Here is a 14,010-nt window from a genome sequence, read left to right as displayed (position 1 = left end):
CGATGACCAAACTGGATATCTCTTCTTTCGCTGCGGGTTCTTGGGTGGCCCCTGACAGTTCCGCCCGCCCTATCGCCTGTGCCATCTCTGGCGACATCATCGCACAGGCGGGCAATGCCAATCTGGATGTGGGCAGCATGCACGCCTATGCCCGTGATGTGGGTGGCCCGAACCTGCGCAAGCTGACCTTCCATGACCGCGCCCGTATGCTCAAGGCGCTGGCGCTGCATCTGACCAAGCACAAACAGCAATTGTATGATCTGTCTTTCCACACGGGTGCCACGCAATCCGACCACGCCTTTGACATCGACGGCGGGATCGGCACGATGTTTGTCTATGCTGCCAAAGGCCGTCGCGAAATGCCTGACGCACAGATTTATCTGGACGGTGAATTGGAGCAATTGGGCCGCACAGGCAGCTTTCAAGGACAGCATGTTTGTGTGCCGCGCCAAGGGGTCGGCATCCATATCAATGCCTACAACTTCCCTGTCTGGGGCATGCTCGAGAAATTCGCACCGACCTTCCTTGCGGGGGTGCCCAGCATCGTGAAACCCGCCACTGCCAGTTGCTATGTCACCCATCTATGTGTGAAGCTGATGCTGGACAGCGGCATTCTGCCTGAGGGTGCATTGCAACTCATCTCTGGCGGTGTGGGTGATTTATTGCTGCACACCGACGCGCAAGATGTGGTTAGTTTTACAGGATCAGCGAAAACCGCCCTGATGCTGCGCGCCACACCGCATCTGCTGGAAAATGCCGTGCACTTCGTGGCTGAGCAAGACAGCCTGAACGCCTCGGTACTAGGTGCCGATGCCAGTCCCGGCACGGCAGAGTTTGATCTGTTTATCAAAGAAGCCCACCGCGAGATGACCACCAAAGCGGGCCAGAAATGCACCGCCATCCGCCGCATCATCGCCCCTGCGGCGCATGTGGATGCAGTGATTGCGGCGCTTTCGGCCAAACTGGCGAAAACCACCATCGGCGATCCGCGTGACAAAGACACGCGCATGGGCGCGCTGGTCAGCCAGTCGCAACGTGATGATGTGCTTGAGAAAGCCGCCCTGCTGGCCACTCAGGCAGAGCCTGTTTACGGCGACCCTGATAACTTCGAGGTGCAAGGTGCAGATGCGACCAAAGGCGCGTTCCTGCCGCCCATGCTGTTCCATTGCGCCGATCCTGATACGGCCACCCATGTGCATGACACCGAGGCCTTTGGCCCCGTCAGCACCGTCATGCCTTACCGCGATACGGATCATGCAATTGCGCTGTTGAACCGTGGCAAAGGATCATTGGTGGCCTCTGTCATCACCCGCGACGGTGATCTGGCGCGGCAAATGGTGCTGGGCGCTGCGGCGTGGCACGGGCGGCTGTATTTCAACAACGCCGATAGCATGGCCGAATCCACGGGCCACGGCGCACCGATACCGCATATGATCCACGGCGGTCCGGGCCGTGCGGGCGGCGGCGAAGAACTGGGCGGTGTGCGCGGTGTCATGCATTATATGCAGCGGACTGCCGTGCAAGGCAGCCCCGACATCCTTACCGCGATTGGCGAGCAATGGGTCCCCGGTGCGGCAGAGCATACAGGTGGCCCGCACCCGTTCACAAAAACATATCACGAGTTGGTTCTGGGTGAGACCCTGTACACAGCTTCGCGCAAGGTCACGCTGCAAGACATTGAAACATTTGCGCATTTCACAGGTGATACTTTCTATGGCCACATGGATGAGGAAGCCGCCAAGGCCAACCCTTTCTTCCCCGGCCGTGTGGCGCATGGCTATCTGCTGCTCAGCTTTGCAGCGGGTCTGTTTGTGCAGCCTGATCCAGGTCCGGTGCTGGCCAATACCGGCCTTGGCAGCCTGAGCTTCATGAAACCTGTCTCGCCCGATGATGAGATCAAGGTCCGCCTTACGGTCAAGAAAAAGACCCCCCGTACGGATGAGTATGGTCAAGTGCGCTGGCATGTCACTGTGACCAATCAGGGTGACGAGATTGTAGCAGAGTATGAGCTCTTGACGATGAACGCCTATGAACAAACATAGGCTTCAGACCTGAGTCGGCCAAGAAAGGGAACGCCATGACGTCGAGCCAGATAGAATTACGCAGTAACGCGCTGTCCCTTGCGGTGGCCCCGCTGGGCGCTGAAATGCAATATCTGCGCACCAATGCTGGTGATGATCTGTTGTGGCATGGGGATGGCACTTATTGGACGGGACGTGCGCCTGTACTGTTCCCGATTGTCGGACGTGCAGTGGATGACACGGTGGCAGTGGGCGCTCATAGCAGCACCATGGCGCAACACGGGTTTGCGCGGCGCAGTGTTTTCACGCCAGAAGAACACACTGACACGATGTGTCGCCACGTTCTGAAAGACACCGCCGAGAGCCGCGACGCCTATCCTTTTGCATTTGCCCTACGCATCACCCACCGTCTGGATGGCGCGACCCTACATGTCACCGCTGAGGTGACCAACGAAGACAGCCAGCCCATGCCCTTTGGTTTCGGCTTTCACCCCGCGTTCTGCTGGCCTTTATCCCATACACAAGGCGCAGCCCATCACGTGACGCTTGCAGCTGGTGGCAGCCCTGACATGCGCGGCTTGGACGATGGGCTGTTGCGCCCTGATCCCGTTTCTGGCCCCTTTGTGGAGGGTGATCTGGAAATCAAAGAGGATTTGTTCACCAAAGGCGCATTGGTATTCCCCAATGCCACAGATGCTCTACGCTATGGGCCACGCAACGGCCCTGCCTTGGCGTTTGAATTCCACAACCTGCCTGATCTGGCGCTTTGGCGTCCAACGGGTGCGCCGTTTTTATGCGTTGAGCCATGGCATGGCACCGCGTCTTATGTCGGCGACGGCCCACAAATCGCGCAGCGCCCCAACAGCATCACACTGGCCCCGAAGGCCAGCGTGCAGTTCGGCTATTCAGTCACCTATCAGACCTAAAGCGGATCAATATCGCCCTGTTCGCGGTTTGAATGGAAATCGGACTGCCACGCAGTAAACCTCCCCGCTGCAATCGCCTCGCGCATGCCTGCCATGATGTCCTGATAGTAACGCAGATTATGCCACGTAAGCAGCATGGAACTGATCATCTCTTGCGAGCGGAACACATGGTGCAGATAGGCACGCGAATAGTTCTGGCAGGCTGGGCAACCGCAATCTTCGTCCAGCGGGCGCGGATCATCAGCGTGGCGGGCGTTTTTGATGTTCAGCACACCTTTGCGCGTGAACACCTGCCCCGTGCGGCCCGAACGCGAAGGCAACACGCAATCCATCATATCAATGCCACGCGCCACGGCGCCAACAATGTCATCAGGTTTGCCCACGCCCATCAGATAACGTGGTTTATCCTGTGGCAATTGTTCAGGCGCGTAATCTAGGCAGTCGAACATCGCCTGTTGCCCCTCGCCCACAGCCAGACCGCCAACAGCATAACCGTCAAACCCGATCTCGCGCAGCGCCTCGGCGCTTTGCTGGCGCAGATCTTGCTCAAGCCCGCCTTGCTGGATGCCAAACAGCGCATGACCGGGCCGATCCCCGAAGGCGTCTTTGGAGCGTTTGGCCCACCGCATCGACATCTCCATACTGGAGGCGATCCTGTCTCGATCAGCGGGCAACGCGGGACATTCATCAAAACACATGACGATGTCCGAGCCGAGGAGCTTTTGAATCTCCATCGACCGCTCTGGCGTGATCTCGTGTTTGCTGCCGTCGATGTGGCTTTTGAAGGTCACACCGCGCTCGGTCAGCTTGCGCAGATTGGCAAGGCTCATCACTTGGAACCCACCTGAGTCCGTCAGGATTGGGCGGTCCCAGTTCATGAATTTGTGCAGGCCGCCCAAACTGGCTATGCGCTCGGCTGTGGGGCGCAGCATCAGGTGATATGTATTCCCCAACAAAATATCCGCCCCTGTTTCGCGTACGGAAGACGGCATCATCGCCTTGACGGTGGCGGCGGTGCCAACTGGCATAAAGGCAGGTGTACGGATTTCGCCACGCGGGGTGTTGATCTGTCCGGTGCGCGCGCGCCCGTCTGTCGCGTCAATCTGATATGAAATTCCGGTCATCGCTTGCCTCATCCGCTGCTGTTGCGCTGGCCTACCCCAGCTTGCGCTATCTTGCAATCAGCGCAAATTATCCCCACATATAGTGTATATTATTAATGAGGAATGTTGCGTTGAACATCGAAGATAAGCTGCTGGGACTGTTTCAGGAAAACCTTGGCTGGGTTTTATTAGCCGTTGTACTGATTGTTGTTATTTTCAAAGGGGTCAAAATTGTCCCGCAATCCGAACAGCATGTTGTTGAACGCTTTGGCCGTCTGCGTGCGGTACTGGGGCCGGGCATCAACCTGATTGTCCCGTTCTTTGACAAAGTTGCCCATGAGATTTCCATTCTGGAGCGCCAACTGCCCATCGCATCGCAAGACGCGATCACCCGCGACAACGTGTTGGTGCAGGTCGATACATCGGTATTCTACCGTATCATCGAGCCGGAAAAGACAGTTTACCGTATCCGCAATGTAGACAGCGCTATTGCCACTACCGTAGCGGGGATTGTCCGTGCCGAGATCGGCAAAATGGATTTGGACGAAGTACAGGCCAACCGCTCGGCGTTGATTGCGACCATCAAAAGCTTTGTTGAAGATGCTGTTGATAACTGGGGCATCGAAGTGACCCGCGCTGAAATTCTGGATGTGAACCTAGATGCCGCCACCCGCGCTGCGATGATGCAGCAGTTGAACGCAGAACGTGCCCGCCGTGCGCAAGTGACCGAAGCAGAAGGTAAAAAGCGTGCTGTTGAGCTTGCTGCCGACGCCGAGCTTTATGCCTCCGAGCAAACCGCCAAAGCACGCCGCATTCTGGCCGATGCCGAAGCCTATGCAACGCAGGCCGTCGCCATCGCGATCAATGAAAACGGTATGGAAGCTGCCCAGTACCAGATCGCGCTGAAACAAGTCGAAGCCATGGGTGTAATGAGCAGCGGCCAAGGCAACCAGACCATTGTAGTGCCTGCCGACGCATTAGCCGCCTTTGGAGATGCCTTCAAACTGCTTAAAGGGCGTGGCTGATGGACAGTTTGTTACACATCTGGTGGGTTTGGCTTTGTGCCGCGCTGGTGCTTGCGCTGGTTGAATTGATGGTCCCTGCTTCGGTGTTTCTCGGCTTTGCCTTGGGTGCTGCGGTCATGGCGGTGCTGGTGGCATTAGGGATCATCTCCAACACATCCGTGCTGCTCGCTCTGTTTGCGGGCCTGTCCCTGATTGCATGGATTGGCCTGAAACTGCTGTTCAAAAGCCAATCCAGTGGCGCACGGATTGTGACCCGCGACATTAACGAAAACTAACGCCAGTGTTCCCTGCCTCTGCCCCCTTACGCCCACCTGAGGGGAGCAGAGGCGCTTTTCTCCCTTGGTACCTGCCATTTTCTACGCCCAGACTAAACAGGTGGCGAATCGTCTAATGCCAAAAGCATGTGACGCCCGCCATAGTTAACGAGTATATCTCTGGGAGAGAATTAATGCGTAAGTATATAGCCGAGGCTTTCGGTACCTTTGTCCTTGTCTTCTTTGGTGTTGGATCAGCCGTATTGGCGGGTGGCGGTATTGGCATCGCCGATTCAATTTCAATCACCGGCATCAGCCTTGCCTTTGGCATCTCGGTGATCGCCATGGCCTATTCCATAGGACAGATATCTGGCGCGCACCTGAACCCCGCCGTCTCTATGGGCGCATTGGTTGCGGGCCGCATGACATTTGTAGATTTTATGGGCTACGCCTTGTTTCAAACCATCGGTGCCATCATCGCTGCTGGTGCAATCTTCATTCTCGCCAGTAATTCCGCAGGGGGCTATGACATCGCGTCCAACGGTATGGGGCAAAACGGCTATGGTGCAGATTATGGTGGCGAATTCTTCCTGATTTCCGCGTTTTTATTTGAAGTCATCGCAACAGCGGTCTTCATCGTGGTGATCCTTGGTGTAACCGCAGGAAAAGGCACACCTATGGTGGCAGGTCTGGTCATCGGCTTTACGCTAACCATGATCCATCTTGTGGGCATCACCGTCACAGGCACCTCGGTCAACCCTGCGCGCTCTATCGGGCCAGCCTTGTTTGTGGGCGGCACAGCCCTGTCGCAACTATGGGTGTTCATTGTGGCCCCGCTGATCGGCGGCGCAATTGGCGGCATTTTACACCGTACAGGTATCACCGGTACTGACAGCGACGCGTAATCCCCACGCTCTTTTGCGGCGGCCCCGCGAAAGAGCACATAGACCAAGATGCAGATTGATTGCATCCGCCCTCTGGACCTCTGCGCCCCCAATCCATATATAAAAGCTCAAGTATAAGGATGAGGCGCAGATGACCAATTCGATCCCCCCTATGGAAGGCACACCGCTGATTGCCCCTTCCAGCACCGACCATCCCCTCTATGAGCAAATCGTAGAGGCCTGCCGCTCGGTTTATGATCCGGAAATCCCCGTGAACATTTACGAGCTGGGCCTGATCTATACCATTGACATCAACGAAGCGAATGAAGTGGCGATCAAGATGTCACTGACAGCGCCGGGTTGTCCCGTGGCAGGCGAAATGCCCGGCTGGGTTGCTGACGCGGTTGAACCGATTGCAGGTGTTAAACAGGTCGACGTTGATCTGGTTTGGGAGCCGCCTTGGGGCATGGATATGATGTCTGATGAAGCACGGTTGGAACTGGGCTTTATGTAAGCCCCTACCCTTGGTTGAATTTTACGGGCCGTCCTGAATACAGGGCGGCCCGTTTGCTTTTGCAGGAATAGCGTAGACGGACTAACCACTCCGAACAAAAGAGATAATTTCCCCTGATGCGATCCCGAGCGCATGATCTGAATGCATTGTACAAAACAACCAGCCACAACCCTAGGTGGGATTTATTTTGCAAGACAATCGATCAACTATTAAGCACAGCCAGTCATCAAATGGCCCTGACAAGACCCGTCGGCAAATTTTCGCTTTACGACAAGGCGTTAATGATAGATGTATGGCCCCAGTCGTTGCAAGTAATTGCCCCCATGGTAATGAACCGCCGCTATTGATCGAGCGCCTTTGAGCCTCAGCATCGTAGCACTGGAATGCACTTACGGACTGCGTTAACGCGTGACCGTTTCACACGACTTAAATCGATTGCTGGCATATAAAGCATCGCCTTTGGCATTGCTTTGTCACGCCTCACGTCGCCCTTTCTCACGAAAGGGAACAAAAGCCGTGCGCGCTTTTACAGCGCGGGGCTCACAAACCAATCCGGCGCCCCCTACTGGGGCCTGAAAACTCTGGCAACAGAGTGAATAGATAGGAATTGACTATGAAGACTATGACTACAGCGTTAACCGCAGGTATTTTGACACTTGCGCCTCTGGCAGCTTTTGCTGACACAAACACCGACAGCAGCGACCCGATTGTTATTCCAATTCACAATTGGTCCAGCCAAATTGTCATGTCTAACGTTGTAGGCCAGATCCTTGAAACGCAGGGTGCCAATGTTGAGTACGTCACAACAGACAGCCAAGCGGTTTATGAATCCGTACGTCTCGGCGATGTCACCATGGAGCTTGAAGTCTGGGAAGGTGCGTTTGGCGCGTCTTACCGTGCAGCTATGGAAAAAGGCGGCATCGTTGATGCGGGTAACCATGACGCTGTAACACGCGAAGACTGGTGGTACCCGATGTGGACAAAAGACGCTTGCCCCGGCCTGCCATCTTGGGAAGCATTAAATGAATGCGCCGCACTTTTCGCAACGCCCGAGACCGGTGAAAAAGGCCGTTATCTGGATGGGCCTGTGGATTGGCTCAAGCATGGTCAAGAACGTGTTGAAGCCCTTGATATGAATTTTGCCGTTGTAAACGCCGGATCTGCCGCTGCTTTATGGGCCGAAATTGGCGCTGCCGAAGCGGATAAAAAGCCAATCGTCGTGTTTAACTGGACACCCAATTTTGCCGAAGCCGTCTGGCCCGGAGAATTTGTTGAATTCCCCGAGTGGGAAGAAGGCTGTGACACCGATCCAGCGGTTGGTCCAAACCCTGACGCATTGTATGACTGCGGTAACCCCGCAACTGGCTACCTGAAAAAAGCAGCGTGGGAGGGCATGGAAGAAAAATGGCCAGCGGCCTTTGCAACCTTGCAAGCTGTGTCTTTCACCAACCCCCAGATCGCCGAAATGGCCAAGCTGGTTGATGTAGACGAGTTGGAACCAGAAGAAGCAGCAGAAGTCTGGTTGGAAGCGAACCCTGATGTTTGGGCTTCTTGGGTAAAATAACCCCTCCAAATTAAATCGACTTTCCCTCGTCCGGCCCTGCGCCGGGCGGGGTCTTTTATACTGAGGAATACCATGTCATCTGAAATCCCTGTCATCTCGTGCAAAAATGTTTGGAAAGTTTTCGGGGCCGATCCCAAAGCATATCTGGCCAAAACGCCACCTGACAGGTCCTTTGATGACATGCGCGAAGACGGCTATATCGCGGGGGTCAAAGACGTCTCCCTTGATGTGCACCAAGGCGAGATGCTGGTGATCATGGGCCTATCTGGGTCTGGCAAATCCACGCTGGTCCGCTGTTTTTCGCGTCTACATGAGATCACGGCAGGCACAATTGAAGTCGAGGGTCAGGATATCATGTCTCTCGCTGAAAAAGACCTGATTGATTTGCGCCGCTCGAAGATGGGGATGGTATTTCAATCTTTTGGCTTACTGCCGCACCGCTCGGTTCTGGATAACGTCGCCTTTCCGCTTGAAATGCGCGGCCAAGACAAACACACGCGCCGTGAACGCGCGTTAGAGGTGATCAAGCTGGTTGGCCTTGAAGGCCGCGAAGATTTCTTTCCGCGTGAGCTGTCTGGTGGCCAGCAACAACGTGTGGGCATTGCGCGGTCTTTGGCGATTGAGCCAGATATTTGGTTCTTGGATGAACCTTTCTCGGCGCTTGATCCGCTGATCCGCAAAGAAATGCAGGATGAATTCCTGCGCCTTCAGCAGATGCTGAATAAAACTATTGTGTTCATCACCCATGACTTTGACGAGGCGCTGCGCCTTGCTGACCGTATCGCCATCATGAAAGACGGCGCGATTGAACAATGTGACACTCCCGACAAAATCGTCCTGAGACCTGCCACCGAATATGTACGCAAATTCACCGAGGACGTGGACAAGTCGCGTGTTGTACGGGCGGGCGGTTTGGCCGAGGTGAGCCAAACAGGCGAAGGTGATCCTGTCGATGCAGGGCTAAGCGTTCAGAAAATGGCGCGCATGTTGATCGAAGACACCCGCGAATTTATCCCGGTCATCCGCAAAGGAAAGCCCATTGGCGCCTTTTCGCGGGCGGAAGCCTTGGACATTCTATTGGGGGATCAGTAATGGCTGACGCGCCCTACGTGACCGCCAACCCCTTCAACCGCAGCCGTGCCGCACTGCTGTTTCTGGGCTGTGCCGTGGTCCTGACTATGTTACAATATGCTGCGCTTTTGCCTTCGTGGTTGCACCGTCTACCCGAAACAATGATCCCTCCCTTCGCCGCATGGCTGGATGTGGTGTTCAACTTTATCAAAGATGATCTGGGGTTGCTCAAACTCACACGTTTCCTGACGTCGGGATTGGAAAACGTGCTGGATGCGTCAGGTAACATCTTCTTTGGCAAACGCCGCTGGCCCAACCTTGGCCCGATGCCGTGGACGGCTGTGGCGGGTGTTGCTGCCGTGATCGGTTACTACCTTGGCGGATGGCGTTTGGCCGCGCTTGCGGGAGGGACATTTGTTTGGACCGCTTTGATTGGCCAGTGGAAAATCGCAATGGAGACAGTGTCGGTTCTGGTTGTGGCGGCTCCTTTGGCATTTATCATCGGCCTATCTTGGGGGATTGCCGCATGGAAATATGAGTGGATCAACAAAGCTATCAAACCCGTCCTTTCCGTTCTGCAAACCTTGCCATTTTTTACCTACCTCTTGCCTGCCGTGATCTTTTTTAAGGTTGGACCAACAGCAGGTGCCATGGCGACAATCGTCTATGCGATCCCACCGATGATCCTGATGACAACACTGGGCTTACAAAAAGTATCACCCGAAGTTGTGGAAGCTGGAAAGATGTCCGGTTGTTCACGGTTTCAGATGCTGCGCCACGTGTATCTTCCCTCAGCACGCAGTGACATTCTGGTAGGTGTAAATCAGGTCATCATGCTCTGTCTGGCGATGGTCGTTTTGACTGCCTTTATCGGCATGCCGGGCCTTGGCGCCAAACTCCTTGCCATGATGGGTAGCTTCAAACTGGGCCGCTCGTTTGAGATCGGCATCACAATCGTTCTGCTGGCTGTGACGCTTGATCGTATGTCCAAAGCATGGGTCATCAAACAACCTGTGCATTTTGAAAAAGGCACATCTTGGCTTAACCGTCACAAGACATTGGTTTTGGCCGTGTGTCTCTTTGTCGGGTTTACGCTGCTCTCCAAGGTTATCCCCCTTGTGGGCAGCATCGGACGAGGACAGGATTTCAGCCAAGGCCGTGAACTGGACCGCGCCATCAAAGGTTTCCTTGCCATTGATGGGGTGCAAAGCGTCACATACGGCATTCGCTATGTCCTGAATGTCTGGGTGCTGAACCCGTTTCGCGACTTTATGTTGTCTATTCCAACACCTGCGGTGATCCTGATCATTGTGGCATTTGCAATCTCGCTGGGGGGCCGCCGCGAAGGCATCATCGCTGGGGTTTTCTTTGGCTTGGTCGCCCTGTCCGGTTGGTGGGACCGCTCAATCATCACATTGTATTCGGTGCTTGCCGCAGTATCAATCGCCATGCTGATAGGCATCCCGCTTGGCGTTTGGGCATCACGGTCGGAAAAGTGGTCGCGCAGAATACTAATCGCCTGTGACACAGCTCAGACCTTTCCCAGCTTTATCTATCTGATCCCAGCCATCATGCTGTTCGGCATCACGGCGACTGCGGTCGTGGGATCAATCACCATCTTTGCGATGGTGCCGCTAACCCGCTATACAATCGAGGGCCTGCGCACCGTCCCGCTTGAGATGACCGAGGCCGCAGATATGGCGGGGGCCACCCGCATGCAAAAGCTGATGAATGTAGAACTGCCGCTGGCCCTGCCTACAATGGCGGTCGGGTTTAACCAAGCGATCATGTTTGCCTTCTTTATGGTGATCATCGCAGCGTTTATTGGCACCCAAGATCTGGGTCAGGAACTGCAGCGTACTTTGGCAGGGACCGATTTGGGCAAGAACTTTGTGCTGGGGATTTGTGTGTCACTCATGGCGTTGACCTTTGATGTGGTCATCATGAAATGGGCCACCCAAAAGAAACAAGCACTGGGCCTAACATAACCAGACCCAGCACCACATACCCGCGTATGGGGTGCTGGGTGTCACAGGAATGCGCGCTATCCGTTAACGGCTGCTTCCCCTCACCGCGCAATCACAATATCTGCACGTAAACCGCCCAAACGCTCGGACACACCTAACCTCAATATCCCGCCATGGCTCCGCGCAATGTCGACAGCGATCGCCAGCCCAAGGCCGACGCCGCCACCTTTGTCCTGATTGCGCGACGGATCAAGACGCGTGAAGGGCCGTGTAGCTTCTTCGCGCTGCGCCTCGGGGATGCCCGGGCCATCGTCTTCGACACGAATACGAAGGGTTTTCTCAGTTAACAACACCGAGACCTCTGCGCGCGCACCATAGCGCACCCCATTCGAGATCAGGTTATCAACCGCACGGCGCATCGCGACTTCACGCAGTTGCACAGTGCCCCGCCCTTCTCCCTCGCGCGGCATCAAAGTTACGTCCTGCCCTGCCCTGCAAGCTCCCGTTACGATGTCTTCGACCATGGCGAGTGGATCAACGTCAACAGGGTCACCCTCTGCAGCCCCTTTGGCGAAGTCCAAAAACTCATCCAGCATACCCTGCATGTCCGCCACGTCCCCCAACAAAGGCTCGGCCTCTGGATCATCCAGCATGGCCAATCCTAACCGCAGACGTGTAAGCGGTGTCCGCAGATCATGACTGACACCAGACAACATCAAGGTGCGTTGCTCTATGTGGCGTTCAAGCCGATGGCGCATGTCAACAAAGGCATTGCCCGCCGCACGCATCTCAATCGCACCTGAGGGGGTGTAGGGCATATGCCGCCCCCTGCCAAAGGCTTCGGCGGCACGGGCCAGCCGTTTGATCGGGCGTAGTTGGTTGCGCAAGTAGATGCTGGCGATCAATGTCATTATGATACCAAAGGCTATTGTATAGACAAACATCTGATGCGGGTTCGCGGCTGATATCCGTCGCCTGTCAAAGTCGATCGCCAGCAGGCCATGACGGCTTTGCGCATAAATCCGTACCTCGCCATTTGTCACCAAATCCGCGGCAACATATCCATCCAACTGCTCGGACAGACGGCGCATCATCACGCTTCCCGAATAATCATACCAGACACGATCATTTGGCGGCTCTGCGACCTCTGAAGGCGTTGTGATAATGTCCAACACGCCAAGCTGTTGCTGAACAGCGCGTTGCCCTTCCAGGGCCGTGGGAGCCGCGTCGGTTACGTCTAGTACCAACCTGAGTTCACGCACAAGAACATCCGTCATCTGGTAAGTGACGCCCTCAAAATGGCGTTGAGCAAAGATGACAGTGACCACCAACTGTAAAAACACGACGGGCAAAAGCAGGATCAGGGCAGCGCGCCCGTAAATACCGCGTGGCATATAGTGTTTGAGCAAATCAAATGACATAGTCTAGACTTAAGACCTGTCTGATCCAAACGAAAGCCCAAACCATGCTGCCACCTGACGCATTCGATCCCCCTATTGGTATTGCTGAGACTCTGGAGCCAAGCCTACGCCGGATTGTAGCGCCGAACCCCTCGCCCATGACATACCGTGGCACCAACACATATATGCTGGGCGACACAGCACTGGCAGTTATTGACCCAGGCCCCGAAAGCACGGCGCACCTTGAGGCCATTCTGGCCGCAGTCGGCCCAACGCAGCACATCAGCCATATCATCGTGACACATACCCACCTTGACCATTCGCCACTGGCCCGCAGATTATCCGACCAGACAGGCGCGCCCATTCTGGCATTGGGCACGGCCGATGCAGGACGATCGCCAGTCATGCAGCAACTCGCAGCCGCTGGTACTGTCGGGGGTGGTGAGGGAATCGATACCGACTTCACGCCCGATGTCATACTGAAGGACGGCCAGATCATAGAACACGCAGGCTGGAAACTAGAAGTCCTGCACACCCCCGGCCATATCGGCAACCACATCAGCCTGCGCTGGGGCGATGCATGCTTTACTGCGGATCACGTCATGGGATGGGCCTCTTCGCTTGTCTCGCCTCCAGACGGCGACCTCACCGATTTCATGGCCTCATGCAAACGCCTACAGCAACGCAACTGGCGAATCTTCTACCCCGGACATGGGGCGGCCATTGACGATACAGCAGATCGCCTTGAGTGGCTGATCAATCACCGCCTTTCACGCGAAGCATCCATTCTGGAGCTTCTCAGAACAGCCCCGTCCAGTGCCCCCGAACTTGCCCGCGAAATATACGCTACAACACCGCCTGCCCTACTCGGCGCGGCCACCCGCAACGTGCTGGCACATCTGATTGACCTGCGTGGACGCGGGCTGGTCAAGCACGAGGGCCCCCTACAAGAATCCGCAACTTTTACGATTTTGAAAAAAGATGAAATTTTTTCGTAAAATCATGCCGTCCCCCCCTAGACGTCTGAATTTCTCGACGCTATACGATGCAGACCGTTCCGACGTAGCTCAGCGGTAGAGCAGTTGACTGTTAATCAATTGGTCGTAGGTTCGATCCCTACCGTCGGAGCCATTAACACCGCAAGGCGTTGATATTTAAGGAAAAAGGCACCCAATAGGGTGCCTTTTCTCGTTTCAGGTCACAACTATTGCACTCCAAAAGACACATCAGGTGCACGCCAAATGCACGGAGTCCGACCGGAGTCAGAGAATGCCTAAGTCC

The 14,010-nt window shown here is 55.4% G+C and carries 12 protein-coding genes and 1 tRNA gene; 11 read left to right on the top strand and 2 right to left on the bottom strand.

Features of this window, described 5'->3' with window-relative positions; genetic code table 11:
- Window positions 1-2 precede the first annotated feature (2 nt).
- Window positions 3-2,042 carry a phenylacetic acid degradation bifunctional protein PaaZ gene (paaZ, locus tag GGR95_RS15810; protein WP_184567589.1) on the top strand — a complete coding sequence of 680 codons (2,040 nt, stop codon included), beginning with the start codon at window positions 3-5 and terminating at the stop codon, window positions 2,040-2,042.
- 35 nt (window positions 2,043-2,077) lie between these two features.
- Entirely contained in the window at window positions 2,078-2,947 is an 870-nt protein-coding gene (locus GGR95_RS15805) for an aldose 1-epimerase family protein (RefSeq protein WP_184567587.1), read from the top strand.
- Here the strand turns inward: GGR95_RS15805 and tgt are convergent.
- A complete protein-coding gene (gene tgt / locus GGR95_RS15800; RefSeq protein WP_184567585.1) occupies window positions 2,944-4,071 on the bottom strand; it encodes a tRNA guanosine(34) transglycosylase Tgt in 1,128 nt (375 codons plus the stop codon). The genes GGR95_RS15805 and tgt overlap by 4 nt on opposite strands.
- A 110-nt stretch (window positions 4,072-4,181) precedes the next feature.
- Between tgt and GGR95_RS15795 the strand changes: the two genes are divergently transcribed.
- From GGR95_RS15795 to GGR95_RS15765, 7 genes are all read left to right on the top strand, one after another.
- The gene (locus GGR95_RS15795; RefSeq protein WP_184567583.1) at window positions 4,182-5,075 is read left to right on the top strand and encodes an SPFH domain-containing protein; all 894 of its coding nucleotides are present in this window, start codon (window positions 4,182-4,184) and stop codon (window positions 5,073-5,075) included.
- On the top strand, window positions 5,075-5,350 hold the full coding sequence (locus GGR95_RS15790; RefSeq protein WP_184567581.1) for an NfeD family protein: 276 nt from the start codon (window positions 5,075-5,077) through the stop codon (window positions 5,348-5,350). Before GGR95_RS15795 ends, GGR95_RS15790 begins: the two co-directional genes overlap by 1 nt.
- Before the next feature lie 173 nt (window positions 5,351-5,523).
- Entirely contained in the window at window positions 5,524-6,234 is a 711-nt protein-coding gene (locus GGR95_RS15785; protein WP_184567579.1) for an aquaporin, read from the top strand.
- 130 nt (window positions 6,235-6,364) lie between these two features.
- Window positions 6,365-6,727: an SUF system Fe-S cluster assembly protein gene (locus tag GGR95_RS15780; protein WP_184567577.1), complete on the top strand. Its 363-nt coding sequence runs from the start codon at window positions 6,365-6,367 to the stop codon at window positions 6,725-6,727.
- A 613-nt stretch (window positions 6,728-7,340) separates the two neighbouring features.
- Complete coding sequence (locus GGR95_RS15775; protein ID WP_184567575.1) at window positions 7,341-8,291, top strand: ABC transporter substrate-binding protein; 951 nt, start codon at window positions 7,341-7,343, stop codon at window positions 8,289-8,291.
- Between the two features lie 72 nt (window positions 8,292-8,363).
- Window positions 8,364-9,383 carry a quaternary amine ABC transporter ATP-binding protein gene (locus GGR95_RS15770; RefSeq protein ID WP_184567573.1) on the top strand — a complete coding sequence of 340 codons (1,020 nt, stop codon included), beginning with the start codon at window positions 8,364-8,366 and terminating at the stop codon, window positions 9,381-9,383.
- Window positions 9,383-11,350, top strand: coding sequence for an ABC transporter permease (locus tag GGR95_RS15765; RefSeq protein WP_184567571.1), 1,968 nt, complete (start codon window positions 9,383-9,385; stop codon window positions 11,348-11,350). Before GGR95_RS15770 ends, GGR95_RS15765 begins: the two co-directional genes overlap by 1 nt.
- A gap of 80 nt (window positions 11,351-11,430) precedes the next feature.
- Here GGR95_RS15765 and GGR95_RS15760 read toward each other — a convergent pair whose 3' ends face one another.
- The gene (locus GGR95_RS15760) at window positions 11,431-12,750 is read right to left on the bottom strand and encodes an ATP-binding protein (RefSeq protein WP_184567569.1); all 1,320 of its coding nucleotides are present in this window, start codon (window positions 12,748-12,750) and stop codon (window positions 11,431-11,433) included.
- 44 nt (window positions 12,751-12,794) lie between these two features.
- On the opposite strand from GGR95_RS15760, the gene GGR95_RS15755 reads away from it, so the two are divergent.
- On the top strand, window positions 12,795-13,727 hold the full coding sequence (locus GGR95_RS15755) for an MBL fold metallo-hydrolase (RefSeq protein ID WP_184567567.1): 933 nt from the start codon (window positions 12,795-12,797) through the stop codon (window positions 13,725-13,727).
- 58 nt (window positions 13,728-13,785) lie between these two features.
- Window positions 13,786-13,860 (top strand) — tRNA-Asn (locus GGR95_RS15750).
- Window positions 13,861-14,010: the final 150 nt, after the last annotated feature.

The organism is Sulfitobacter undariae, assembly GCF_014196805.1.
In the GTDB taxonomy this organism is placed as follows: Bacteria; Pseudomonadota; Alphaproteobacteria; order Rhodobacterales; family Rhodobacteraceae; genus Sulfitobacter; species Sulfitobacter undariae.
Note: the sequence above shows the minus strand (reverse complement) of the source record. Positions and strands in the feature narration are given on the sequence as shown.